The sequence below is a fragment of the Niveibacterium sp. 24ML genome (genome assembly GCF_026586805.1).
Taxonomy (GTDB): Bacteria; Pseudomonadota; Gammaproteobacteria; order Burkholderiales; family Rhodocyclaceae; genus Niveibacterium.
Genome location: NZ_JAPFHA010000006.1, coordinates 45,636 through 67,899, shown reverse-complemented (window position 1 = coordinate 67,899; position 22,264 = coordinate 45,636). Strand labels below are relative to the sequence as shown.

General features: G+C 62.4%; 28 protein-coding genes. 18 read left to right on the top strand and 10 right to left on the bottom strand.

Going from position 1 to position 22,264, the window contains the following annotated elements:
• Positions 1 to 439 precede the first annotated feature (439 nt).
• The 15 genes from OPU71_RS07070 (at position 440) to OPU71_RS07000 (ending at position 11,897) form a co-directional block, all read left to right on the top strand.
• The gene (locus tag OPU71_RS07070) at positions 440 to 910 is read left to right on the top strand and encodes a hypothetical protein (protein WP_267726632.1); all 471 of its coding nucleotides are present in this window, start codon (positions 440 to 442) and stop codon (positions 908 to 910) included.
• 323 nt (positions 911 to 1,233) lie between these two features.
• Positions 1,234 to 1,578: a Mor transcription activator family protein gene (locus tag OPU71_RS07065; RefSeq protein ID WP_267726631.1), complete on the top strand. Its 345-nt coding sequence runs from the start codon at positions 1,234 to 1,236 to the stop codon at positions 1,576 to 1,578.
• A gap of 94 nt (positions 1,579 to 1,672) precedes the next feature.
• Positions 1,673 to 2,203, top strand: coding sequence for a hypothetical protein (locus tag OPU71_RS07060; protein WP_267726629.1), 531 nt, complete (start codon positions 1,673 to 1,675; stop codon positions 2,201 to 2,203).
• Positions 2,204 to 2,216: 13 nt separating this feature from the next.
• A complete protein-coding gene (locus OPU71_RS07055) occupies positions 2,217 to 3,341 on the top strand; it encodes a hypothetical protein (protein WP_267726627.1) in 1,125 nt (374 codons plus the stop codon).
• A 535-nt stretch (positions 3,342 to 3,876) separates the two neighbouring features.
• Complete coding sequence (locus OPU71_RS07050) at positions 3,877 to 4,662, top strand: hypothetical protein (RefSeq protein ID WP_267726624.1); 786 nt, start codon at positions 3,877 to 3,879, stop codon at positions 4,660 to 4,662.
• Between the two features lie 124 nt (positions 4,663 to 4,786).
• Positions 4,787 to 4,975 carry a DNA-binding protein gene (locus OPU71_RS07045; RefSeq protein WP_267726622.1) on the top strand — a complete coding sequence of 63 codons (189 nt, stop codon included), beginning with the start codon at positions 4,787 to 4,789 and terminating at the stop codon, positions 4,973 to 4,975.
• A 226-nt stretch (positions 4,976 to 5,201) separates the two neighbouring features.
• Positions 5,202 to 5,813, top strand: coding sequence for a hypothetical protein (locus OPU71_RS07040; protein ID WP_267726620.1), 612 nt, complete (start codon positions 5,202 to 5,204; stop codon positions 5,811 to 5,813).
• Between the two features lie 281 nt (positions 5,814 to 6,094).
• The gene (locus tag OPU71_RS07035; protein WP_267726618.1) at positions 6,095 to 6,475 is read left to right on the top strand and encodes a hypothetical protein; all 381 of its coding nucleotides are present in this window, start codon (positions 6,095 to 6,097) and stop codon (positions 6,473 to 6,475) included.
• Positions 6,472 to 6,795 (top strand): hypothetical protein, encoded by a 324-nt coding sequence (locus tag OPU71_RS07030; RefSeq protein ID WP_267726616.1) that lies wholly within the window; start codon positions 6,472 to 6,474, stop codon positions 6,793 to 6,795. Before OPU71_RS07035 ends, OPU71_RS07030 begins: the two co-directional genes overlap by 4 nt.
• A complete protein-coding gene (locus OPU71_RS07025; protein WP_267726614.1) occupies positions 6,792 to 7,301 on the top strand; it encodes a hypothetical protein in 510 nt (169 codons plus the stop codon). The genes OPU71_RS07030 and OPU71_RS07025 overlap by 4 nt, the downstream gene beginning before the upstream one ends.
• Entirely contained in the window at positions 7,298 to 7,570 is a 273-nt protein-coding gene (locus OPU71_RS07020; RefSeq protein ID WP_267726612.1) for a hypothetical protein, read from the top strand. Before OPU71_RS07025 ends, OPU71_RS07020 begins: the two co-directional genes overlap by 4 nt.
• Positions 7,571 to 7,572: 2 nt before the next feature.
• Positions 7,573 to 7,863, top strand: a complete 291-nt coding sequence (locus tag OPU71_RS07015; protein ID WP_267726610.1) for a hypothetical protein — start codon at positions 7,573 to 7,575, stop codon at positions 7,861 to 7,863.
• Positions 7,860 to 8,219: a hypothetical protein gene (locus OPU71_RS07010; protein WP_267726608.1), complete on the top strand. Its 360-nt coding sequence runs from the start codon at positions 7,860 to 7,862 to the stop codon at positions 8,217 to 8,219. Before OPU71_RS07015 ends, OPU71_RS07010 begins: the two co-directional genes overlap by 4 nt.
• Positions 8,216 to 11,152, top strand: coding sequence for a DUF927 domain-containing protein (locus OPU71_RS07005; protein WP_267726606.1), 2,937 nt, complete (start codon positions 8,216 to 8,218; stop codon positions 11,150 to 11,152). The genes OPU71_RS07010 and OPU71_RS07005 overlap by 4 nt, the downstream gene beginning before the upstream one ends.
• On the top strand, positions 11,145 to 11,897 hold the full coding sequence (locus OPU71_RS07000; RefSeq protein ID WP_267726604.1) for a hypothetical protein: 753 nt from the start codon (positions 11,145 to 11,147) through the stop codon (positions 11,895 to 11,897). Before OPU71_RS07005 ends, OPU71_RS07000 begins: the two co-directional genes overlap by 8 nt.
• 583 nt (positions 11,898 to 12,480) lie before the next feature.
• On the opposite strand, the gene OPU71_RS06995 is transcribed toward OPU71_RS07000, so the two are convergent.
• Entirely contained in the window at positions 12,481 to 13,233 is a 753-nt protein-coding gene (locus tag OPU71_RS06995) for a DUF3800 domain-containing protein (RefSeq protein ID WP_267726603.1), read from the bottom strand.
• Positions 13,234 to 13,556: 323 nt separating this feature from the next.
• Between OPU71_RS06995 and yacG the strand changes: the two genes are divergently transcribed.
• Complete coding sequence (gene yacG, locus OPU71_RS06990) at positions 13,557 to 13,760, top strand: DNA gyrase inhibitor YacG (protein ID WP_267726601.1); 204 nt, start codon at positions 13,557 to 13,559, stop codon at positions 13,758 to 13,760.
• 5 nt (positions 13,761 to 13,765) lie between these two features.
• Here the strand turns inward: yacG and OPU71_RS06985 are convergent, their stop codons facing one another.
• Genes OPU71_RS06985 through OPU71_RS06960 form a run of 6 tightly spaced genes read right to left on the bottom strand, consistent with a single transcriptional unit; the run spans position 13,766 to position 17,428 of the window.
• Positions 13,766 to 14,581, bottom strand: a complete 816-nt coding sequence (locus OPU71_RS06985) for an SDR family oxidoreductase (protein WP_267726598.1) — start codon at positions 14,579 to 14,581, stop codon at positions 13,766 to 13,768.
• Positions 14,578 to 15,525: a Nudix family hydrolase gene (locus OPU71_RS06980; RefSeq protein WP_267726594.1), complete on the bottom strand. Its 948-nt coding sequence runs from the start codon at positions 15,523 to 15,525 to the stop codon at positions 14,578 to 14,580. The genes OPU71_RS06985 and OPU71_RS06980 overlap by 4 nt, the downstream gene beginning before the upstream one ends.
• Positions 15,509 to 15,931: a DUF6691 family protein gene (locus tag OPU71_RS06975; protein ID WP_267726589.1), complete on the bottom strand. Its 423-nt coding sequence runs from the start codon at positions 15,929 to 15,931 to the stop codon at positions 15,509 to 15,511. Before OPU71_RS06975 ends, OPU71_RS06980 begins: the two co-directional genes overlap by 17 nt.
• The gene (locus OPU71_RS06970; protein ID WP_267726953.1) at positions 15,928 to 16,428 is read right to left on the bottom strand and encodes a YeeE/YedE family protein; all 501 of its coding nucleotides are present in this window, start codon (positions 16,426 to 16,428) and stop codon (positions 15,928 to 15,930) included. The genes OPU71_RS06975 and OPU71_RS06970 overlap by 4 nt, the downstream gene beginning before the upstream one ends.
• Before the next feature lie 9 nt (positions 16,429 to 16,437).
• Positions 16,438 to 17,304, bottom strand: a complete 867-nt coding sequence (locus OPU71_RS06965) for an ATP-binding protein (RefSeq protein WP_267726585.1) — start codon at positions 17,302 to 17,304, stop codon at positions 16,438 to 16,440.
• Positions 17,291 to 17,428 carry a hypothetical protein gene (locus OPU71_RS06960; RefSeq protein WP_267726581.1) on the bottom strand — a complete coding sequence of 46 codons (138 nt, stop codon included), beginning with the start codon at positions 17,426 to 17,428 and terminating at the stop codon, positions 17,291 to 17,293. The genes OPU71_RS06965 and OPU71_RS06960 overlap by 14 nt, the downstream gene beginning before the upstream one ends.
• A 75-nt stretch (positions 17,429 to 17,503) precedes the next feature.
• Between OPU71_RS06960 and OPU71_RS06955 the strand changes: the two genes are divergently transcribed.
• Entirely contained in the window at positions 17,504 to 18,742 is a 1,239-nt protein-coding gene (locus OPU71_RS06955; RefSeq protein ID WP_267726578.1) for a murein transglycosylase A, read from the top strand.
• A 169-nt stretch (positions 18,743 to 18,911) separates the two neighbouring features.
• Positions 18,912 to 20,114, top strand: coding sequence for an ammonium transporter (locus tag OPU71_RS06950; RefSeq protein ID WP_267726574.1), 1,203 nt, complete (start codon positions 18,912 to 18,914; stop codon positions 20,112 to 20,114).
• Between the two features lie 134 nt (positions 20,115 to 20,248).
• On the opposite strand, the gene arsC is transcribed toward OPU71_RS06950, so the two are convergent.
• The 3 genes from arsC to OPU71_RS06935 are packed head-to-tail and all read right to left on the bottom strand — an operon-like array spanning position 20,249 to position 22,172.
• Positions 20,249 to 20,680, bottom strand: coding sequence for an arsenate reductase (glutaredoxin) (gene arsC / locus OPU71_RS06945; protein ID WP_267726570.1), 432 nt, complete (start codon positions 20,678 to 20,680; stop codon positions 20,249 to 20,251).
• A gap of 15 nt (positions 20,681 to 20,695) precedes the next feature.
• Positions 20,696 to 21,769 (bottom strand): ACR3 family arsenite efflux transporter, encoded by a 1,074-nt coding sequence (gene arsB / locus OPU71_RS06940; protein WP_267726567.1) that lies wholly within the window; start codon positions 21,767 to 21,769, stop codon positions 20,696 to 20,698.
• 37 nt (positions 21,770 to 21,806) lie between these two features.
• Entirely contained in the window at positions 21,807 to 22,172 is a 366-nt protein-coding gene (locus tag OPU71_RS06935) for an ArsR/SmtB family transcription factor (RefSeq protein WP_267726562.1), read from the bottom strand.
• Positions 22,173 to 22,264: the final 92 nt, after the last annotated feature.

Here is a 22,264-nt window from a genome sequence, read left to right as displayed (position 1 = left end):
GACTTACTTGGGATGCACTTCATGGGACTCACAACTGAACAATTGGCAGGTGCTTTGCACCTCAAGGCGCCGTCGCTGCGGGCCGCTGTCTATCGCAACGGGGATTACTGCGGTTTGCGCCCGAAGCGTCTTCCGAATGGGCGCTTGTCGTGGCCGGATGACGCACTAGCCAGGCTTGGCACAGCGCGTGCGGCGAGGTGCGAAAAATGAGCGCCTCGGCAAATCAGATCCAACGCACGGACTTGGCACCTTGTCGTGGGCGCGTTCCAGATGCCGCGATGCGAATTGGGTATTCAACCTCTCAGGCTTCTCGCGAGATCGCATCCAGGAGATTCGGATACCTGTTGAAGCTCGGCACTCGCGCGTCGGCAGCGCTGGTATCGCCGGTTGATGCCCGGATTGCTGCGCGCCTCGCTGTTGCCACGAGAGGCCGTGAGCAATGAGCGCCAATAGAGATGTGCTTATTGAGCGCTGGCGTGCAGCGCTGGTATTTGGTTTCCGTAACGACAGCGCCGAGGAAGGAGCAATCCCGGACGGGCGATGTTTCCCACGCGAGTTTCTCACCGAGAATGCGACGGCGCCCAGCCTGCTTGGTGGTGTTCTTGGTGTTGCGTTGCTCAAGCTCGCCCGTCCATTTGCAGACGATTGCCGCTTCGGCGTTGACCGCTCTGGCTATGGGCTGATTAGCGCGATGACCCGACACTACGGCCACGACGATACGAAAGACGCTGCCCTGGCAACGCTGGATGTTGTGATTCAGCTCGCACTATGTTCGCCACCGACCAGGTTGAAAACGCTGCGCAACAGGATTGACGCGGTGACGAATGCAGCGCTTCACGAGTGGGCAATGATGGCCGTTCAAGGGATCGAGCCGCCCGACACGTTTGCTGGATTGCTGGACGATCGCTAAGGCGCTTCGGACGGCAACTGCCATTTCGCTGCGGCCGTTTTCGCCCGTCGCAACAAAGGGGATCGTCCTGTTGATTCGCAGCCTTCCGATCATCGGGTCTTGTCTCATTGCGAAGGCACAGCCGGGGCCTCGCAAAACGCGAGTCCCTTCACGCGTCCGCGCGCATGCAGACGAGGTGCGGTCTATTCGCCTTGGACGTATCGGCCAGCTCCATCGTTCGGCGTTCGGTGTCGTGACCACAAAAATAGTCCCATTCGCACCCTGAAAATGAGACAGCTATTTGCACAGCATCGCGCCATGTCAATGGTCACGAGGTGCACAACATGAAACTGGAGAAGCACGAAGCGCAACTGTCGGTAGAGCAGATCCTTGCCAGTGCTCTGGTAGGCGAAATGGGTATGGGTGCGGAGCAAGCAAAGTCAGTTGCTGCGGCGTTGATGCTGCGTGTCAGCCGCGCGCGTGGTGGCGAGTACGTCTATATCCCCCAGGCGCCGCAGATCACGCGAAGGAATCGCCGTGCCCAAGTGCTCAACGAGTTCAAGGGAAACAACCACGACGAACTTGCCGCAAAACACGGCGTTTCGCGCCGGACCATCTACAACTGGGTCGCGAAGGGCTCGGACGGTCATGGCGAGCCCGGCTCGAATATCGTGCAAATTGCACCATGAACATTGCACCCCCTACGCCATAACGTGACAACACGCGCCACGCCGAGACCGCAAAGGCGCGGCCGGCACTTTGTCACTTACGGAGACTGTCCCAATGTCCAAAGAAAGCTTTTCCAGTGCTGAGCTTCGCGCGCAGCAATTGCACTTGATAAACGAAGTCGCACGGTTGGAGGGTGTGATTGACGATGCGAAGAAGAAGATCAGTGCTGCGCATGATCAGCTCGATTTCGAGATGTCGAGAGAGTTGAGAGGGCTTCCTGGCGACTCAGCGTCCGTGAGGACTTCGCTGAATGCACTCACGGAGTCGCTGGGTAACACTGAGCGCAGTATCTCCGTCGCACGACGTGAGATCGGCAACATCGACATGGAAATCATGAATGCGATCAACCGCGAGAAACAGCTTCGCCTAAAGCGGCTGGATTCTGCGGTTGAAGAAATCATCGCAAAAGTTCGCGGCGACAAACGCTTGCAAGAGCTTTGTACCGATTTGCACGCCTTGTACGCCTCGGTTCATGGCGGCTTCAAATGGGACCCTGGCTCCTTGATCGGTGACGCGATTCCCGAGCCTTCGCCGAGCCAGCTCGATGCCGCCCTTGGGCGCGCGAAGAACAAGCTTGGCGCGTGAGGGGATGTCAGCCATGAAATCCATAAGTGACCTTACTCCCTACGCCCGCGCAGTTATCGAAGAAAAGACGAAAGGTCTGTTGTACCGCGCAGGCGTGCTTGACGCCGTGACCGCAAAAATCGAGGCCCGACAAAACGTGTTCCGGCACGCTTCGTTGCTTGATCTTGCGAAGGAGTCGGCTAAGGCCGCAGGGGTGAACGTCTCGGGAATGAGCCCGCCCGAGGTAGTCGCTGCAGCGTTCTTTCAATCCAGCAGCGACTTTCCTGTATTGCTGGAGAACGTGCTGCATAAATCGATGCAGGTAGGGTATGCAAAGCGCGCCTTTTCTTGGCGAAGCTTTTGCCGCGTCGTGGATCTTGCAGACTTTCGTGACCACCGCACTGTCCGGATTGGATCGATTGGGAATCTGGATAAAAAGAACGAGTTGGGAGAGTTCAAATACAAGTCGCTGCCCGATGGTGAGTCCGACACGCTGCGCGCCGGAACGAAGGGAAACATCATTCGTATCTCTCGCGAAACCATCGTGAATGACAGTTTGTTGGCGCTCACCGCTGCAGCCGAACAGTTGGGCGAAGCCGCGGCGCGGACAATCGAGGCCGATGTCTTTGCTCTGCTTGCGATGAACGGCGGAAACGGGCCGATCATCGATGACGGGTTGCCTCTGTTTCACGCCAACCACAAGAACATCGTTTCGCCTGCGGCAGCGCCTTCGGTTCCATCTTTCCGCGCTGCGCGCTCGGCGTTCAAGGCGCAGACGGAACCAGGCACGACGGACAGCTGGATTGACCTTGAGCCGGCTTCCTGGCTCGGACCTGTGCTTCTTGAAGGGGAAGCAAGAATTGTCAACGATTCGGAGTTCGATACCGAACCGTCGAACGTCATCGGTCGTCTCAATGAAGTGCGGAATATGTTCCGCCAGGTAATCGGAACACCACGGCTCTATGGCACAAGGTGGTACGCATTCGCTGATCCGGCGATATGTGCCGCATTGCAAGTCGGATTCATCGGAGGGAATGAGTCGCCGTCCGTGCTGATGCAGGAGAGCTTTGACTGCGACGGCATGCAGGCAAGGGTAATTCTCGATTTTGGTGTTGCTGGCGCGGACCCGCGCGGCGCCATCACAAACCCTGGAGCGTGATCGTCTCCTTCGTTGCTTTATGGCAAAGGCGGTCCCGGATCGCCACCCGCAGGCGGGGCGGCTGACCCGTCTGTAGCACCCGAGGGATGCCGGGCATGGCCGGCACAGACGGGTGCTTTTTTTTGTGCGTATTTCGTCATCAATGGCAGAGGTTCTGTATGGCAAACGCATCAACTTTGCATGGCGGCGCCCATCTTCAACTTGAACGGCTACCCAGTGCAGCGAAGCGAATGGCGATATCGGTGCGCCAGGTGTATCGCGAGATTCATGCTGGGCGCGTAGGTCCATTGGTCAAGATCGGGAAATCTGCTTCTGCCCTGCCTTCATCGTCCGTTGATCGCTGGATTGCGCAACGCATCGAAGATGCGAACGCATATTCCGGCCGGTAGTGGTGGTCTGGCCGCCATTCGGCTACGACACCAACGGCACCGCTAAGCGGTCATCTCTTTGCCCTGGTGGCGGTCTGCCTGGCGGACTGTTCTTGAATCGAAAGCTCTCATGTCGTGAAGTGTCTGAGGCGAGAATGGGGAGGCATATGAGTTTCAGTTGGCTGTATGCAAAACGCCTTTGTGGCATCGGTCCGAAACGCTTTGACGTTGCACCGTCCGGTGAGCCGGCAGCTGCATCGAACACGGCTGGAGACGAGTGGCCGCAACAACTGTCTCTCGATGAGATTTCCCGTCTTCAGTTTCCAGATGGAAGAACGCCCCGGCGTGAAACGCTGCACGGGCGGCGCGCTATGGTTGAAACGATGCGCAGGGCGATTGATTGCGGTGCATTGAAGGCGACGACGGTCACGCGATCGGAGCAGACCTTCTCAGTTCGGAAAATCACGACTTCGGCCAGAGGTAGTTGGGCTGATGAATTTCACATGGAGCGCGTCGCTACGGGCGCGGTGGTACGCACAACCTTCATCGTCAGGTGTGCGGATTTCGTCACGTGGTTATCGCTGAGTCCTGGTGTTGCGCCGGGGGAGCACTTGGCGGCATGGATCGCAGCGGTTTGCTCGCCACCCATCAAGCGGACAGAGGCGCCTGGCTTGACCCTCGTTTCCGATAATCCTGAACCGGCGATCATAGGTACCAAACAGGCCTTGCTTGATCGCTTCGGCGACGCCTATCCGGCGCTTGCTTCTGCGCTCAAGAAGCCCAGCCTATACGCATGGGTGGCCGCAGCGAAGCGCGGACGAAATCGCTATGACTTTGACGTGATCAAGGCGGGTTGCCTTGCGACTTGGGCCGCTGATGCGCCGGTGTCGACAGTGCAGACGTCTGCACATATCCCGTTCGGTGCAAACGTGAAAGTGAATCGATGCCGATGATTCGAGACGCGCAAGCGTTCCGAAGTGCACCAACGATGCACCCAACTGCCCCTGCGGCGCACCTCAATGCACCTGGGATTGAAATGCACTCCAAGCCATCAATTGGCGTTACAGGAGAGCATTCATGGGCATCACAACAGAACAACTCGCAGAGGCCCTCGGCCTCAAAGCGCAATCGCTACGGGCCGCCGTATGCCGCGAGGGGCACTACTACGGGTTGCGGCCTCGGCGCTTGCCGAATGGCCGCTTGATGTGGCCGTCCGATTCGCTGCAGCGACTGATTCATCCGCGTGCCGTTGAGGTGGCGAAGTGATCGCCGCTCGTAGTGTTCTCGCGCCAGTTCGCCAGACGGCGCTTGAGAAAGTGCCTGTTGCCGCGAAGCGCATGGGCATCTCAAAGGCGCAGGCCTATCGAGAAATCGCAGCCGGCCGCCTGGGGCCATTGGTGAAGCTTGGCCCGCGCGCATCGGCTGTGCCTTCAGAGTCCGTCGATCGCTGGATTGCCTCGCGGATTGACGAAGCTCTGCGGGGGCGTGCGCTATGAGACCTCCTTTCGATCTGCTGGATCGATGGCATGCCGCGCTCGTCTTCAACGTGTGCGGACGCTCCAACGAAGTCAGCTGTTTGCCCGATCCTTCTTCTTGGCCTGCGCGCCTTCCTGCGCCGCAACGCGCCTTCACGCTTGGTCGCGTGCTCGGGTACGCCATTTTGAAGCTCGCATGCCCGACCGCGGCGGATCGCCCGCACGGCTGGGGGGCTCAAGCAAGTGCCGGGGTGTTGCTTGAGCGCTGTTGGGCGCAAGTCGCATTTGATGGTCTGGACTGGCAGGGCGACGTGGCCTTCGCTGCTGATCGCGTTGTCGGTGATGCGCTGCGACTGGCGTTCTCGTCGCCGGACCGTTTGCTGGAGCTTCGGCGGCGAGTGGATGCCTTGACCGACGAAACACTCCGTCAGTGGGCGATGGCAGCGGTCAAAGGTGAGTTCGTGAGTGACCTGTTCGTAGGCTTGTCCATCGGCCGGCGCAGTGAAGGCGCGTCATCGCTGAGCACCGCCGGCATGTCTCGATGCGCCGACTTGATTGATCCGAGCGCGCTCGCAATGGTTCTCCCTGCGTGTGTGGCCGCGATTGAATCGGCGACCTGGGAGCGATGATGTACTTGACCTCAACTGATTCGATGCTGCATGCTTGCGCCGTCGCTGAGACAGAAGCGACCGGGTGTGGAAGCCCGAACAACACTGGCGGACGTGGCCGCCTTGCGGCCGTTTTTACGTCCATCTGCGCACCTGCGCGCCTCCTGTTTATGGCGGCTGGGCGCGGGGGAGCTTCAATGCTCGCCGGTTCCAGTGTTCCGGTCTTCCACACCCCGCGTTCCGGTCGCCGCCCCATGTGGAAGTGGGGTGGCGGTTACTTACCGCAAACACTGGAGGCAATCATGCCTAGCTCTATCCGCACGCCCGCGCACTCGCGCGCTTCGCATCATCCTGTTCACTTGTCTCTCGTCGCTTCGCGTGGCGCCGATGTCGCGCCATCGTTTGTCGACTTCGCACCGCTGGCGAGCTTTGCCGAGGTCGAAGCCTTCGACCGTGACTACGAACGCCGCTGGGGCGCCTCGCGCTTGATCGCGTTCGGTCTGCTAACGAAATCCCGCGACCAGATCGAGGCCTTTGCCGCCGAGCATGGCGCCGCAGCCATGGCGGACATGCTTAAGCGCGTCGCGACCTATCAAGAACACCTGCAAGAGGGCGCGTCCGCAGTGCAGCTCTGCATTGATCGGCTGGCTGCGGTGCTGGCTGAGCAAGGGGGTGCAGCATGATCGCCCACGCATCGAAAGACGTGTCCCCCGCGACAGCCGCGGTCGCATTCATGCCACTGGCCAGAACTGGCTCCCCGATGTTTGAAGTCAGAGAGGGGCTGCCCTTGGGCGACGTGTTGAATCAGGCGTCGATCTTCTTGAGCTCTATCGCCGCGCTGTCGCACCAAAGTGCCGAGAACATCGAACACGGCACGCCCGACGCAACGCTGCTCTACGCGCAAGCCGACCTGATCGAAATGGCCGATGCATGCGTCATGGCCGTGTTGTCTGCGCTGAGCCACGACAGTGAGTTTGCTGGCAGGAAAGGCGGTGCAGCATGAATGCCAAGGCAAACATAGCGGCGCCAAAGCCAGAGCGGGTTGAGTTTGGCATGCTTGCAATGTCGCAAGTAGCCCCCTTCGAGGTGCGCGATGGGCTGCCCGTGCATGACCTGCTGGAGCAGGCCTATTGTTACCTCAGTACAGCTGAAACGCTGACCTATCGGGTAGTTGAATCGATAGAGAACGAGGCGCCTGATGCGGTGTTTTGCTATGCCACTTCGGTGCAGTTGGAGTTGGCAAGTGCGTGCGTGTATGCCGCGATCAAGGGTACGACCACGGGTCGCGAGCCACAGGTGGCGGCGGCATCACAAAGCGCAGCGCCCGATTTGTTGTCTGAACTTCAAAAAGCTCACCTGATCATCCGCAACGCCCTTCAGTTGATGACCCCTGAGCAGAAAAGCGAATGGGGCAAGTGCAACGAGGCTGATGGCGTAAGTGGCGACGGCATCACGCGCGCCAACGAGCGCTTGGCTGTAATCGAACGGGTTGCAGGGGGTGAGTCATGAAATACGGCAGAGACGATACATACGCCGCCGGGAATGCCGCGCAACTCTTCTCCGGCATTGTGGCGGCGATAGAGATGGTTGATGACCTGGTGAGTGATTTTGACTGCGGCCTAGAAGAACAGCGGGTCGGCTTACAAAAACAGCGGCTATTTGCACTGACTTCGGTTATTGACGCTGCCGCCCGCTGGGGGCATTTCGTTTGCGGCGATGACCCGCGCCTGGCGTGGGAATCTGCTCCCGTCACCGCTGAAATCAACCGGGATAGCTAATCATGAAACCAAGCAATGAAACGGCGCCCGCGCAGGGGGCCGGGGTGGCGTTCGCCCCTGCGATTTCTGCGGCGCGCGAGGCAGGCGGTTGGGAGGCTTGCATGTTTGTGGAATCGCTGCTGCGTTGTGGTGATGTGATGACCAGCGAAGAGGCCGCCCAGGCCTTCGCCGACATCCTGGGCGAGATCGTTTGCGCAGGCAGTGCGGCCGATTGGAATGACGAAGTGCAAGCGCGGTTTGATGGCTTCGTGCATCACATCGGCATGGTGCTTCACGGGCGGGTGAAACCATGAACAAGCCGGAATACAGGTATTACCCGGCGGCCGTGGCAATTCGCCGCGCGAGTGCAGAGGCGCTCCTTGAGGCCGTTTTCGCAGATGACCACGTGCGCGCCTTGGAGGCGGAGTCTTTGCTTGGTGCGTGTGGGCATGTCGTTATAGGCCAGAAGGACGGTTGTTTCGTGTCGCTTCTACAAAGTGAGGCAGGGGACTGGGTGGCGGCGGCGTGGATGGACCTGTTTCCGTCTGGGTCTGGAGCCGCGGCACTTGCGTTGGCTGTCGAAATCATGCCGCCTGGCTGTGATGTTGTTGTGGTGCGGATAGACCGACTGCACTGGCATCCGGTCTCGGCGCCGGGAGGGCTGCAATGAGTTCGCCAACCAATTGGATCGGGCAGGTTGCAGCGCTCGCCCTGGAGCGCTTTGACAGCACGGCGGCACTGTTGGGAATCTCGGGAGGCAAGCGCCACGGGCCTGAATACCAAACGACAAACCCAACCCGCACCGACAACAAGGCCGGCTCGTTTTCGATCAACACCACCAACGGCGCATGGTCTGACTTCGCGACCGGCGACAAGGGCGGCGACCTGGTGTCGTTGGCGCGCTACCTTTGGGGCATGCCTTCGCAATCGGGCGCCGCCGACAGGCTTGGCGATCTGCTGGGGCTGACGCCACCCCCGCGCAAAGGCAAGACGGCCAATCCGGCCGCGACGGGCCCGAAAACGCCGCCAGCATCGCCACAAGCAACGGAGAAGGGCGGGCGCAGTGGTGTCGATACGGGCGGCTTCGTGTGTGTGATGCCGGCACCCGACGATGCCCCGCCGCCACCTGCGGCCCATGCGCGCCACGGCAAGCCGTCGCGCCGGTATGAGTACCGCGATGCAGCTGGCCGGCTGTGCTTCATTCACGATCGATTCGAGCCCAAGCGCCAAGGAGAGCGAAAGCAATTCGCACCCCTGTCGCTGTGGCGTGCGCCGGACGGTGTGCTGGTGTGGCACTACAAGGCGCCAGCCGCGCCGCGCCCGCTGCTGGGCTTGCCTGATCTGGCCGCACGGCCGGACGCGAGGGTGATCGTCACTGAGGGCGAGAAAGCTTGTGAGGCGGCACAACGGCTTGCCCCGCAATGCGTGTGCGTCACTTGGGCGGGTGGCGCGCAAGCGGTTGACAAGGCCGACTGGCAGCCGCTCGCGGGCCGTGACGTGTGGCTATGGCCCGACGCCGATGAACCCGGCACCAAGGCAATGCAAACAGTGGCGACGGCATTGGGGGTGGTGGGGGTTGCTTCGGTGGCTTGTTTCAACCTGGTGGCGATGGCGCTCAAAGCTACGGGCAATGGTGACGCGGCAGCGCTGGAACCCGGCGAGGCCTTGCCGGCCGGTGACGATGCGGCCGACTTCGAGGATCGGGGCTGGACGCCTGCGCACTTCGCCCTGTGGTTGGTGCGGCCCGATGCGTTCCCGGTGCCAACGCCGCAGGCCACGGCGCAGCGCGGCGGTGCCGGTGCCATTCATCCCAGCGGTGCAGCCGAGGTGCCGCCGGCTGCCGCAGTATCCGAACCTGCGTCGGGAGAACGGTTTCGGCTCGATGGCAAAGGCGTCTGGCTGATCGAGCGCGACCGAGAGGGAAACGAACGCCGCCCACGTTGGCTGTGCGATCCACTGCGCCCAGTGGCGCGCGTACGTGATCCAGAGAACCGGGGCTGGGGGCTGCTGGTGGAGTTCCGCGACCCTGACGGGCGGATGCACCGTGAGATTGTGCCAATGGAGCACTTCAGGGGCGACGGGTTGGAAGTGGCCGCGCTTCTGCTTGCAAATGGGCTGCAGATGGCGCCAAAGGTGCGCGCCTTTGTGGTCGAGTATCTGCAATGCGCTCGCCCCGAAGCGCGCGCTCGCACGACGAACCGTGTTGGGTGGCATTCAACTGACGACGGGTTGGCGTTCGTTCTGCCTGATGGTGCATTGGGCGAGTGCAGCGAGGAATGGCTGTTCATGGCCGATGGAGCGCCGGTAAGCGCATTCCGCACGCGCGGCAGCCTTTCCGGGTGGCGCGACGAAGTGGCCCGCCTTTGCGCCGGCAATTCACGCCTGGTGTTCGCCGTGTCGTTGGCGTTCGCCAGTCCGCTGCTCTACCTGGTGGAAGGCGAGAGCGGCGGGTTTCACTTCCGCTCTAACTCAAGCGATGGCAAAACGACCGCGCTACGTGTGGCCGCTAGCGTGTGCGGCAGCCCGGACTATATGCAACGGTGGCGTGCGACGGACAACGGGCTGGAGAGCCTGGCTTTGCAGCACTGCGATGCGCCCTTGCTCCTTGATGAACTGGCGCAGGTGGATGGGCGTGTGGCGGGTGAATCTGCCTACATGCTCGCCAACGGCGCCGGCAAGGTGCGCAGCATTCGCACGGGTGGCGCACGCGACCTTGCGCGCTGGCGTCTTCTGTTCTTGAGTGCGGGCGAGATAGGCTTGACTCAGCACATGGCCGAAGTCGGCAAAGTGACGCGCGCCGGGCAGGAAATCAGGCTCGCGGAGATTCCGGCTGATGCCGGCGCCGGGATGGGCGCTTTCGAGAACCTTCATGGATATGCTGGCGGCGCAGACTTCGCGAAGGCGCTTGATGGGGCTGCCCGCAAGCAATACGGGCATCCGTTTCGCGCGTTCGTGTCGAAGCTGATCGATCATCGTGACGACGTTGCCGGGACAGCGCGAGGCTTCGTGAAGAAGTTCGAGGCAGCTCACTTGACTGCCAATGCCAGCGGGCAGGCCCGTCGTGTTGCGCACCGCTTCGCCTTGGTGGCTGCAGCGGGGGAACTGGCAACTGATTGGGGGATTACCGGGTGGGAGCCGGGCGAGGCCTTAGGCGCCTCCGGAAGAACGTTTGCCGCATGGCTCGCACAACGCGGCGGCGAGGGGCATCAAGAGTCACGGGCAATGCTGGAGGCGGTGCGGAAGTTCCTGCACCAGCACGGAGAGGCTCGTTTCTCGGACTGGGATCGGCCGCTGGCGAAAGATGATCACGCGCCGCGCGTCATCAACAAGGCCGGCGTCAAGCGATTCATTCCAGACCCTGCCGCCACAACGAGCGAGGATACGCCGGGCGCGTGGGAGCACTTCATTTATCCCGAGGTGTTTCGGGAGGAGGTGTGCAAGGGCTATGACTACCGTGCGGTCGTGCACAACTTAGTCAAGCTTGGTGCCATGCTGGGGCCTGACAAAGACGGCAAGCTTGCCCGCAAGGTCCGACTGCCAGGCGAGGGCGACAAGCGAGTGTTTCGCATCCTGCCGACGATTTGGGAGGCGGACTATGCTTGACCTTGACCGGCTATTCTCGGATCAAGCATCGCGTGCTGAGGTGGGGACTCGACCCGAGGCCCAAGCGGACCAGACCGCGCCGGACGTGGGAGCGAATGCATGGGAAAAAGGCTCCGCTTCAAAGACACAACCTGCGAATGAGGTGGGATTCCCCACCGCGCCCCCACCTGTCACCACCATGGGTGGATTCGCAAGACCCAATGCTGGCGCGGGTTTCCGGGGTGTTTCCACCTTTCCCACCGTCACCACCTCAGAAACGCACGACCCGGAACCAATGCACGGCACCCGCGCCGGGGGTGAGGCAGCAAGTTCTTTTCGCGCCGTTTTTTCCGAAGCTGATCGCTGCGACCTTCGCCATGAGTTCAACCCTGCCGCTTTGGTGATGTGCTTTCACCTAATGAACAGAGAGGGCGTCAGCAATGAGGCGCTTGGCGGTGCGTTGCGCGCACTGTCGCTTCTCCGCCCGATTGAACAGCAGGTGACGTTGTCGCGGCGTTGTGCAGCGGCCGGTTTGGATGGCTGGCGCTTGCTGTCCTTTGATGCTCCAGGAGAAGAACGCGACTGCATGGGATGCGCCAACCTCAGGAGCGTGTCGGGGCGTCTTACTGATGATGACCGGCGAATGTTCCGATGGGGCTGTGCCTTGGGGTATCCGGTGCGAGAGGTAGCTCGAGCGTCTGAACGAATCATTACAGCACCACCAGACTGCACAAGCTGGGTGCGCTACAAACCGCTGCCAAGGTGAGCTTCGCGGGTCCTTCTGGCGACCGCCATTACGGGACGTGACGAGCCCGAACTTTAGCCAGTTCTGGCGGCGCGTCGGAGGTAAGTAAGTTGCGATGGTGTGGGGAGCAAGGGAAGGGCGTAGCCGGTGTGCGTTGGATCTACAAATAGTCTAGATGCTCTGCGTGATAGATCGCCTGGCACGTTGGTTGTTCACGCCGGGGTCTCTGGCGGGGTTGTCCGGCTCGGAGGCAGCGCCCCTTTGCGGGTCCTCCTGGCAAATCGCAAATACGGGTAATGCGAACCCCGATCTTTCGCTACTCACTGGCCTCGCCTAAGGGGGTTATGTGATATGCACTATGGGTGATGGGGCTTGCGGAATCCGGAATCCCAGGGTGGGCGTATTTTGTCTAGCTGGCGGTGATCCGCGTGTGATCGCTACTGCTGTTGGCTTGTTGCGCCAGTGACCGGAAAAGCCCGATTACCTGCTGAAACGATTTCTAGACACGGAAGTTTAGATATCGGATACACTCAAACCGTGGTCTAAACCCGACCCTGTGGTCGGGCTAGGACTGCCCCAGCCCGCCCTTCCAGGCGGGCTTTTCTTATTCAGGAGGCCAAACGACAACGCCGGGGAGCCCTCCGCGAACCTTGTTTACTTCAAGCAAGCGCGCGTCGCCAAGCGTATCCCAGACGCTTGTATCGAAGTTGGCGCCTGGAAACGCTCTCCGGAAGGCTGCGTAAGCGTTCAAGTCGGCGAACTGAGTGAAGAAAGAGTCCTGCGATCGGCGATCGGACGGGTCCTCCACAATATTCTCCGCCTTGCGATCGAGTGCTCCGTCACCCCATGCGGACGGAACTCGACTAAAACGGCGCATTGCGCGGATCTTCTTTACGATGAAGTCCTTGTGCCCCTCATCCGGAAGAACGTGAACGTTGTCCTTTTGTGCCGTTCCGAAGCGTTCCAGTCTCTGAAGGGCATACTTCCACGCCACCTCACGGACGTCTGTGGATCGCAGCTGAATCTGCCTTTTGTTGACGACCACAGCGAACACCTTAACGAAGCCGACCTTCCGCTGAAATCGCATCGCAGCGTTGAATACAGCCATGCGAGCTTGAAAGGAAAGCCCGAGTTTTCGGATTGGCCCCTTGTTATTCACCAGCCAAGACGCCTTGAGCTCAAGGCGGGGCGAGATGCCGAACTGATCTTTCAGGTAGCGCCTAAAGGCTACCGTCTGATCCAGTGCTTCTAGCCAATGCTTGTCATGGATGAGCAGGCAGGCTAGCGTGAATGTTCCGGTAGGCGAAGTATCATCCATACCGGTGTCACCGGACTCATCGAAGTATGCGAAATACATCGCGCGTTCCTTGTGGTTTGTCGTTCCTTTGGCCGAAATCGCATTGTATGACTCAGTACATCCTCGGTGTCTCGCGGTCAGCCTGCAGCTGTTCCATGGCAAAAACCGGCTGGTGCCCCTCGTGTGGTAATTTGAGTAGCTAGATGAGTAGCTAGACCATTTTTTAATTAGGGTGGATGGCGTATTTAGGCGCTTTTGGCGACTATTTGCCCTTACTTTCTGCAATCTTTGATTGGCTACGGGCGCATCGCGCGCCCGGCAATCAGCACTTCATTTCAGGTGGCCTGTCTGGTAGGACGGGCGCCCGGTCGAGTCCCTGCCCCATGAGTACGCCCAGTCCCCGCATCGTCAAATGCCCGACCTGCAGCAAGCCCGTCGAATGGCTGCCCGAGAATCGCTGGCGGCCGTTCTGCTCCGAACGCTGCAAGCTGATCGATCTGGGCGCCTGGGCGGATGAGACCTATCGCGTGCCGGGGCAGGCGCCCCTGGCAGATGACTTGCCGCCGGGTAGCGATCCGCGGAGCTGAGTCGCTCAGCCCCGTCGCCGCGTTCTTGCCAGCTTGCGGCGGGCCAGCGCATCGACCAGATCGGGGAGCAGTTGCTTGAGCCACAGCCCCAGCTTGCCTTCGGCGGTCATCACGCAATTGCGGCTACGTCGGCTCATCGCCCGCAGGATGAGGTTGGCGCAGGTCTCCACTGACATCGCCTTGCCTTCGTCCAGGCCGCTTGCCCCTGCGGGCCGCCCGTCCGGCCCGAAACCCCGATGGCGGATTTGTGTTGCAACCACGCCGGGATAGGCAATCGTCACGCCAATGCCCTGCGGTGCCAGTTCGATGCGCAGCGCTTGGAGGAAGCCGGTCATCGCGAACTTGCTGGCGCAGTAGGCGGTCCGGCCGGGCACGCCGAACAGCCCGGCGAGGCTGGAGACGCCGACGATCTGGCCACGGCGCGCAAGCAGATGCGGGAGTGCGTGGCGCACGCACCAGAGCGTACCGAAGTGGTTCACCCGCATCATCTCTTCATACCAGCCGAAGTCACTCACTTCACTGAACATGGCGTGGCCCGATACGCCGGCGTTGGCCACCAGCACATCGATGCCGCCGAAGCGTTCGACCGCTTGGCGCGCGAGGGCGGCGCAATCGGCTTCGACGCTCACATCGGTCGGCACGCAGAGCACCAGTGCGCCTTGCACGCTGCACTGCTTGGCCACTTTGGCGAGCGCATCGGCATTGCGCGCCGCGAGCACCAGCTTTGGCCTTTGCGATGCGAGCTGGCGCGCCAGTTCAGCACCGATGCCGTCGCTGGCGCCGGTGATGACGACGACCTTGTCGGTGTAGCGCGGTTTCATGCCTTGCCCGGGCCCCACACGCTGCGGATTGCGGCAATACCATGCGCACCGTAGCCGCGCGCGGTATCCATGTCGGCGGCGCGCAAACCGCCAATCGCAAAGACCGGCATTGGCAGATCGCGGCTGAGCATGTGGAAGGCGCCCCAACCGATGCCGCTGGCGCCGGGGTGCGTGGCGGTCGGAAGCACCGGGCCGAGCAGGGCGTAGTCCAGTTCGAGACGGGCGGCGGTTTCAAGGTCCGCGCGCGTGTGGCAGGACGCGCCGACCCACTCGAAATCGGGGCGAGCAGTCAGGCCGGCAAGCTGGCCGGCGCGCAGATGCAGCCCGTTGGCGCTGACGGCCGCTGCCAGTGCGGCATCGCCATTTACCACCGCGATGGCGCCATGTGCATGGCAGCGCGCCACGGTTTCACGCGCAAGCTGTGTGCGGGCGTCTGCGGCGAGGTTTGCATCGCGGATCTGCACCAGGCGCAAGCCGGCGCCGAGCGTGGCATCCAGTGCGGTGAGCTGGGCGTCGACGCCGATTTCTGCCGCATGGGTGATGCCCATCGTGCGCGGCAGGCGCAGCGATTTGAGGATCGGCCCGTTGGCCGGCAACATCGGCGAGACGCTGGGGGCATCGCCCTGTTGCCATTCGAGCGCCGAGTGCACATGGTCGTTCGGTGTGCCGGACCAGTCGCAGACCTCGAAGAAGTGCAGCCGCACATGCGCGTGCTCGTACAGGTGCTCGCGCGTGATCCACGGGTGGGCGCGATGCACCGTGATGCCGAGTTCTTCTTGCAGCTCGCGCACCAGCGCGGCATGGGCGGATTCGCCCGCTTCCACCTTGCCGCCCGGGAATTCCCAGTAACCGGCATAGAAGGTGTCCGGCGCGCGCTGGCCGAGCAGGAAACTGCCATCGGGCCGTGTGATGACGGCGGCGGCCACTTCAACGCGTTTGCGCATCGCTACTCCCGAAAAAACGCGCCTGCAGCCAGGCGCCGATGAAGATGCCGGCGAGCGCCCACAGCAGATCGAGGTTGCCGAGCCCGAGGCCGGCGATCGCGGGGCCGGGGCACACGCCACACAGGCCCCAGCCGGCGCCGAAAATCGCAGCGCCGATCACGGTGCGGCGTGAGAACGGCGTCTGCCGCTTTTCGAAGACCGCGCCGGCGAGCGGGCGGGCCAGCAAGCGCGGGCCGACTTGGTAGGCAAGCAGGGCGACAATCACCGCACCGCCGAGCACCAGCAGCAAGCCGAAATCCTGGAAGCGCAGGAAGGCGAGCACGACTTCGGGCTGCGTCATGGTCGCGAGCGACAGGCCAAAGCCGAACAGCGCGCCGCAGCCCAGTGCAATCAGCAGGCGCTTCATGAAATCACCCCGAAGTGGGCGGCGAGTTGGGCGACGACGATTGCGGTGGTGAGGAAGGTGACGACCGCGATGAGAGAGGGCCAGCGCAGCGCGGCAAGCCCGCAGATGCCGTGGCCGGCGGTGCAGCCATCGCCCAGGCGCGCACCAAAGCCGATCAGCACACCGCCGACGAGCAGCAGCCAGGGCGGTACGCGGGTGCTGGCGCCGAAGTCACCCAGCGTCAGGGCGAAGACTGCGCCGCCGAGTACCAGCCCGGCCGCGTAGGCGAGGCGCCAGCCGCGGCTCTCGATCAGTTTGGCCTGTTGCAGGCTGCTCAGGCGCGAGGCCCACGACAGCGTGCTGCTGAAAAACGTCGACAGCCCGCCGACGAGGCCGGCCAGCAGGTAGAGCGCGCCGATAGCGCTGCCGATCAGCAAGCCACCGGCGAGGTAGTGCCAGGGGCCGTGCGGGAAGAGGGTTTCTATCATGGGGTGATGCGGCTTTCGGGTTGGAGTGATGGTTGGGGCTCAGGGCGCGATGCGGCCAGCGACGTCGCGCGCGAACTGCCACGCCACGCGGCCACTGCGTGATCCTCGCATCAGCGCCCACTGCAGTGCTTCGGTGCGCATGGCGTCGCTCGCGATCTGCTGATCCGGCACGCCGAAGGCGCGCAGCCAGTGGCAGACCACCGAGAGGTACTCGTTCTGGCCAAACGGGTAGAAGGAAATCCACAGGCCGAAGCGCTCGGAGAGCGAGACTTTCTCTTCCACCGCCTCGCCCGGATGCAACTCGTCGCCGACCTTGTGTGTCAGCAGGTTTTCGGCGAAGTACTCGGGCATCAGGTGGCGGCGGTTGCTGGTGGCGTAGATCAGCAGGTTGTCTGGCGGGGCGGAGAGGCTGCCGTCCAGCACGCTCTTGAGCGCCTTGTAGCCGGGCTCGGAATCCTCGAAGGAGAGGTCGTCGCAGAAGACGATGAAGCGCTCGCGCCGCCCGGCGACCAGGTCAACGATCTCGGGCAGATGCAGCAGATCGCTCTTGTCGACTTCGATCACGCGCAGGCCTTCGTCGGCGTACTCGGTCAGCATCGCTTTCACCAACGAACTTTTGCCGGTGCCGCGCGCGCCGGTGAGCAGCACATTGTTGGCACGGCCGCCGCGCACGAACTGGCGGGTGTTGGCGTCGCAGCGCGCCTTCTGGTCGTCGATGTCTTGCAGGTCGGCGAGGCGAATGCGGTGCGGATGCGGAATCGCTTCGAGCCAGCCGCGCCCCTGGCGGCTGCGCCAGCGGTGCGCGGGGGCCGACCAGTCCGGTGGCGGTGCGCTGGCCGGCAGCGCTGCTTCAAGCCGGTCGATCAGGGACTCGGCGCGTGCGATCAGGTGTTCAAGCTTGTCCATCGTGCGGCGTCTCGGGTGGTTTGGGGGCTTCGATCCGTGCCGGATCCTTCTTCGGCCAGGTGGCCCACACGATGATCAGCAGCAGGCTCAAGGCAACGCCCGCTTCCAGCAACAGGATCCACATCTCGAATGCCTCGCAGCGAATGGGGATGAGCCACGGTTATACTGCCCCGCGCCACCAACCCGGAAGTTTAGCCGAATGATGTATTGCACCCGCCGCGCCCTTCGTTGCCTGCCCGCCCTGATCAGTGTCCTGCTTGCCGCGTGCGCGACAGCGCCGCAGGACGGGGTGCCCGAAGCGCCGGAGCCCGTGGTTTGCCCGTCATGCCCGGCGTGTCCGCCGGTTGCCGAGAAGCCGGCCGACAAGCCCAAGGCCGATCCCTTGCAGGCGGCCGAGTGGACGGACTTGCCCGGTTGGGCGGCAGATGATGCGGCGCAAGCCTGGGGGGCGATCTTGTCGTCTTGCCGCGTGATGAAAGCGCCGGCATGGCAGGCAAGCTGCGAGGCCGCCCGCGCGCTGGGCGAGAAGCCCGCCACGGCCGCCGTGCGCGCGTTTGCCGAGCGGGAATGGCAGCCTTGGCGCGTGGTCAATGCGGACCACAGCACCGAAGGCCTGGTCACCGGCTACTACGAGCCCCTGATTCGCGGCAGCCGCACCCGCAGCAAGCAGTTTGATACGCCGGTCTATGCGGTGCCGGACGACCTGCTGGTGATCGACCTGGGCGAGCAATACCCCGAACTGAAGAACATGCGGCTGCGCGGGCGCGTTGAAGGGCGCAAGGTGGTGCCTTACTACTCGCGCTCGCAGATCGAGGCGCGCAGCGACAAACTGGGCGACAAGGTGCTGCTGTGGGCGGCAGACCCGATCGACTTCTTCTTCCTGCAGGTGCAGGGCTCGGGCCAGGTGCAACTGCCAGACGGCAGCCGCGTGCGGATCGCCTACGCCGACCAGAACGGGCACCCCTATCAGTCAATTGGACGCTGGTTGGTTGATAAGGGCGAACTCAAGGTTGATCAGGCCGGGATGGAGGGCATCAAGGCTTGGGCACGGGCCAATCCGCAGCGGCTGGATGAAATGCTCAACGCCAACCCGAGTTTCGTGTTCTTTCGCGAGCAGGCGGCCAATGGTCAGGGCCCGAATGGCTCGCAGGGTGTGCCGCTGACGGCGGGGCGCTCGATCGCGGTGGACCCGCGCAGCGTGCCGCTCGGTGCGCCGGTGTTTCTGGCGACAAGCATGCCGGCAAGCGATCGGCCCCTGCAGCGTCTGGTGGTGGCGCAAGACACCGGTGGCGCGATCAAGGGCGGCGTGCGGGCGGACTTCTACTGGGGCTTCGGGGCCGAGGCGGGCGCCCAGGCGGGCAAGATGCGCAGCCGTGGTCAGATGTGGGTGTTGTGGCCGAAGGGGCACACACCGCCGGGCGCCAAGCCTGGTGCATGAGCTGCTTTTGATGTTCAAGCCCGGTGCATCGGGCGTGCTGGCGCACCAACTTTGAGCGCATTGGCTATGCGTTCCGAGGGAATGTCCGCGTAAGTCATTGATCTAGCTGTTAGGTCCATATTGGTGCGGTTGTTGCTTGTTGGTGCGCCATCTCGTTATGGAGCCCCTCATGGAGCAACTCAAGACTTCCGGCGACGTTCTTTTCGTCCTGCTGGGCGCCATCATGGTGCTCGCCATGCATGCCGGCTTTGCATTTCTCGAAGTTGGCACCGTTCGCAAGAAGAACCAGGTCAATGCGCTGGTGAAGATCCTCACCGATTTCGCAGTGTCTGCCATCGCGTATTTCTTCATCGGCTACGGAATTGCCTACGGCATCCACTTCTTCACAGGCGCTGAAACCTTCGTGCAGCGCGGCGGCTACGATCTGGTGAAGTTCTTCTTCCTGCTGACGTTCGCCGCCGCGATTCCGGCCATCATCTCTGGCGGGATTGCAGAGCGCGCGCGCTTCTGGCCGCAACTGGCTGCGACCTTCCTGATCGTGGGTTTCGTGTACCCCTTCTTTGAAGGTGTGGTCTGGAATGGCAACTTCGGCGTGCAGCAGTGGATCGAGTCGGCATTCGGCTTCCCGTTCCACGACTTCGCCGGCAGCGTGGTTGTGCATGCGGTGGGGGGCTGGGTTGCGCTGGCTGCCGTTGTGCTGCTCGGCGCGCGGCGCGGGCGCTACAACAAGGACGGTGGCATCTCGGCGCATCCGCCTTCAAACATTCCCTTCCTTGCCTTGGGCGCCTGGATTCTTGCGGTTGGCTGGTTTGGCTTCAACGTGATGAGTGCCCAAACGATCGATAGGATTTCTGGACTGGTTGCGGTCAATTCCTTGATGGCGATGGTGGGCGGCACGCTGGCGGCCCTGGCGGCCGGGCGTAACGACCCGGGCTTCGTGCACAACGGCCCGCTCGCCGGTCTCGTTGCCGTCTGTGCCGGGTCCGACTTGATGCACCCGATCGGTGCGCTGCTGGTCGGGCTGGTGGCGGGGGCGCTCTTCGTGTGGATGTTCACGCTGACCCAGAACCGCTGGAAGATCGACGACGTGCTCGGCGTGTGGCCCTTGCACGGTCTGTGCGGCGCCTGGGGTGGCATCGCTGCCGGCATATTCGGCAGCAAGATGCTGGGCGGGCTGGGCGGTGTCAGCATCCTGTCGCAATTGGTCGGCACGCTCGGCGGCATTGCCGTTGCGCTGATCGGCGGCGCACTTGTTTATGGTGTGCTCAAGACGCTGGTGGGCATCCGCATGGACGCCGAAGACGAGTTCAACGGTGCGGACTTGTCCATCCACAAGATCTCCGCGACGGCTGAACGCGAAACGTTGTGGTGATGGCTCGCTAAGGCCTGCCGGGGCCGGTCAGGCTCAGCGCCGGCCGCGCAAAGAAAACGCCCGCACTTGCCTGCGGGCGTTTTCTTTTTGGCGGACGAGGCGCGCGGCCCGTGCTGCAGCGGCCGGCTTGGCTATCAGGATGCACTCGGGCGCTGGCCCTGGGCGTCGATTACCACTTCACCGTCCTCCTTGCTGAAGGCGCCCTGCTGTGGCTTTGGCAGGATCTCCAGCACCACCTCAGACGGGCGGCACAGGCGTGTGCCTAGCGGCGTGACGACGAATGGCCGGTTGATCAGGATCGGGTGCGCGAGCATGAAGTCGATCAGCTGATCGTCGTTCCATTTCGGGTCGCCCAGCCCCAGTTCCTCGTACGGCGTGCCTTTCTTGCGCAGCACCTCGCGCACGCTCAGGCCGCTGGCCTGGATCAGCGCCACAAGCGTTGCGCGCTTGGGTGGTGTTTCGAGGTAGAGGATGACTTGGGGCGTTTCACCTGAATTGCGGATCATCGCCAAGGTGTTGCGTGAGGTGCCGCAGTCAGGGTTGTGGTAGATCGTGATTTCGCTCATCGGGGTTCTCTCGGTTCAGGATGTTTGCCGTTCGTACCATGGCTTGCTGGCGTTGACGATGCGTACCACCAGCAGCATGACCGGCACTTCGATCAGGACGCCGACAACGGTTGCCAGTGCTGCGCCGGACTGAAAACCAAACAGGCTGATCGCCGCCGCGACAGCCAGTTCAAAGAAGTTCGACGCGCCGATCAGTGCCGACGGGCACGCGACCGAGTGCTTTTCGCCCAGTTTGCGGTTAAGCCCGTAGGCAAGCGCGGAGTTGAAGAAGACCTGGATCAGGATCGGCACCGCGAGCAGCGCAATGATCAGTGGCTGCGCGATGATCGCTTCGCCCTGAAACGCGAACAGCAGCACCAAGGTTGCCAGCAGGGCGGTTATCGACCAAGGGCCGATGCGCGCAATTGCCGCGTCGAATGCCGCCTGCCCCTTGCGCAGCAAAGCGCGGCGCCACCATTGGGCAAGGCAGACCGGGATCACGATGTAGAGCAGCACCGAGGTCAGCAAGGTTGCCCAAGGCACGGTAATCGCAGAGATGCCCAGCAGCAGGCCGACCAGCGGCGCGAAGGCGAACACCATGATCGTGTCGTTGAGCGCCACTTGCGACAAGGTGAAGAGCGGGTCGCCGTTGGTGAGCCGGCTCCACACGAACACCATGGCGGTGCAGGGGGCCGCCGCCAGCAGGATCAGCCCGGCGATGTAACTGTTGATCTGCGCGGCCGGCAGCAGGGGGGCAAAGAGATTGCGTATGAACAGCCAGGCCAGCAGTGCCATCGAGAAGGGCTTGACCAGCCAATTCACGAACAGGGTGACGCCGATGCCGCGCACATGGCTGCGGACCTCGTGCAGTGCACTGAAGTCCACCTTCATCAGCATCGGGATGATCATGATCCAGATCAGCAGGCCGACCGGCAGGTTGACCCGCGCCACTTCAAGGCCACCGACGGCGCGGAAAAATGCCGGGAAAACCTGGCCGAGCGCGATGCCGGCAAGGATGCAAAGCATCACCCAGACGCTCAGATAGCGCTCGAAAAGGTTCATCGACGCATTGGCCGACTGTTTGATCGCGACTTCACACTGCACGGACATCGAATGGCTCCAGTTTTCGGCGGGGGCGGGTGCGGCTTCAGTTCTTGACGGGGCGATCCGTCTGCGCTGGGCTTGGGGGGCAGCAGGGCGGCGCGGGAAGTTCGGGGCATTGTTCGGTTTGCCCGGCGCAGCATTCTTCGGTGAGGTAGCTCACCAGTTCGGCCATCAGCGCGAGATTGGCGCGATAGCGCAAAAATCGGCCTTCCGGCGTCACCGTTACCAGCTGCGCATGGCTCAGCGCCTTCAGATGGAAGGAGAGTTTGGTTGGCGCAATGCCAAGTGTGGCGCCGATTTCGCCGGCCACCATGCCCGCATGGCCCTGCCGGACGAGCAGACGGAAGACATCCAGGCGCAGCCCGGAAGCCAGGGATTCGAATACCGAAATGGCGGTCTGTTGCTCCATACTTCTATCGTACAAGAAATATTGAAATAACGTTCAAGGGAAAGCTTGTCCTGCCGCGCTTGGGCGTGATCGCAATGCGAGCGGGGCGTGCG

Coding starts and splice junctions, on each gene's coding strand:
- OPU71_RS06955 (WP_267726578.1), top strand. CDS start 17,504: ATGATGTATTGCACCCGCCGCGCCCTTCGTTGCCTGCCCGCCCTGATC.
- yacG (WP_267726601.1), top strand. CDS start 13,557: ATGAGTACGCCCAGTCCCCGCATCGTCAAATGCCCGACCTGCAGCAAG.
- OPU71_RS07030 (WP_267726616.1), top strand. CDS start 6,472: ATGATCGCCCACGCATCGAAAGACGTGTCCCCCGCGACAGCCGCGGTC.
- OPU71_RS07045 (WP_267726622.1), top strand. CDS start 4,787: ATGGGCATCACAACAGAACAACTCGCAGAGGCCCTCGGCCTCAAAGCG.
- OPU71_RS07065 (WP_267726631.1), top strand. CDS start 1,234: ATGAAACTGGAGAAGCACGAAGCGCAACTGTCGGTAGAGCAGATCCTT.
- OPU71_RS07010 (WP_267726608.1), top strand. CDS start 7,860: ATGAACAAGCCGGAATACAGGTATTACCCGGCGGCCGTGGCAATTCGC.
- OPU71_RS07015 (WP_267726610.1), top strand. CDS start 7,573: ATGAAACCAAGCAATGAAACGGCGCCCGCGCAGGGGGCCGGGGTGGCG.
- OPU71_RS06965 (WP_267726585.1), bottom strand. CDS start 17,304: ATGGACAAGCTTGAACACCTGATCGCACGCGCCGAGTCCCTGATCGAC.
- OPU71_RS06995 (WP_267726603.1), bottom strand. CDS start 13,233: ATGTATTTCGCATACTTCGATGAGTCCGGTGACACCGGTATGGATGAT.
- OPU71_RS07000 (WP_267726604.1), top strand. CDS start 11,145: ATGCTTGACCTTGACCGGCTATTCTCGGATCAAGCATCGCGTGCTGAG.
- OPU71_RS06950 (WP_267726574.1), top strand. CDS start 18,912: ATGGAGCAACTCAAGACTTCCGGCGACGTTCTTTTCGTCCTGCTGGGC.
- arsC (WP_267726570.1), bottom strand. CDS start 20,680: ATGAGCGAAATCACGATCTACCACAACCCTGACTGCGGCACCTCACGC.
- OPU71_RS07035 (WP_267726618.1), top strand. CDS start 6,095: ATGCCTAGCTCTATCCGCACGCCCGCGCACTCGCGCGCTTCGCATCAT.
- OPU71_RS07050 (WP_267726624.1), top strand. CDS start 3,877: ATGAGTTTCAGTTGGCTGTATGCAAAACGCCTTTGTGGCATCGGTCCG.
- arsB (WP_267726567.1), bottom strand. CDS start 21,769: ATGTCCGTGCAGTGTGAAGTCGCGATCAAACAGTCGGCCAATGCGTCG.
- OPU71_RS06985 (WP_267726598.1), bottom strand. CDS start 14,581: ATGAAACCGCGCTACACCGACAAGGTCGTCGTCATCACCGGCGCCAGC.
- OPU71_RS07020 (WP_267726612.1), top strand. CDS start 7,298: ATGAAATACGGCAGAGACGATACATACGCCGCCGGGAATGCCGCGCAA.
- OPU71_RS07055 (WP_267726627.1), top strand. CDS start 2,217: ATGAAATCCATAAGTGACCTTACTCCCTACGCCCGCGCAGTTATCGAA.
- OPU71_RS07005 (WP_267726606.1), top strand. CDS start 8,216: ATGAGTTCGCCAACCAATTGGATCGGGCAGGTTGCAGCGCTCGCCCTG.
- OPU71_RS06935 (WP_267726562.1), bottom strand. CDS start 22,172: ATGGAGCAACAGACCGCCATTTCGGTATTCGAATCCCTGGCTTCCGGG.
- OPU71_RS07040 (WP_267726620.1), top strand. CDS start 5,202: ATGAGACCTCCTTTCGATCTGCTGGATCGATGGCATGCCGCGCTCGTC.
- OPU71_RS06980 (WP_267726594.1), bottom strand. CDS start 15,525: ATGCGCAAACGCGTTGAAGTGGCCGCCGCCGTCATCACACGGCCCGAT.
- OPU71_RS06975 (WP_267726589.1), bottom strand. CDS start 15,931: ATGAAGCGCCTGCTGATTGCACTGGGCTGCGGCGCGCTGTTCGGCTTT.
- OPU71_RS07025 (WP_267726614.1), top strand. CDS start 6,792: ATGAATGCCAAGGCAAACATAGCGGCGCCAAAGCCAGAGCGGGTTGAG.
- OPU71_RS07070 (WP_267726632.1), top strand. CDS start 440: ATGAGCGCCAATAGAGATGTGCTTATTGAGCGCTGGCGTGCAGCGCTG.
- OPU71_RS07060 (WP_267726629.1), top strand. CDS start 1,673: ATGTCCAAAGAAAGCTTTTCCAGTGCTGAGCTTCGCGCGCAGCAATTG.
- OPU71_RS06960 (WP_267726581.1), bottom strand. CDS start 17,428: ATGTGGATCCTGTTGCTGGAAGCGGGCGTTGCCTTGAGCCTGCTGCTG.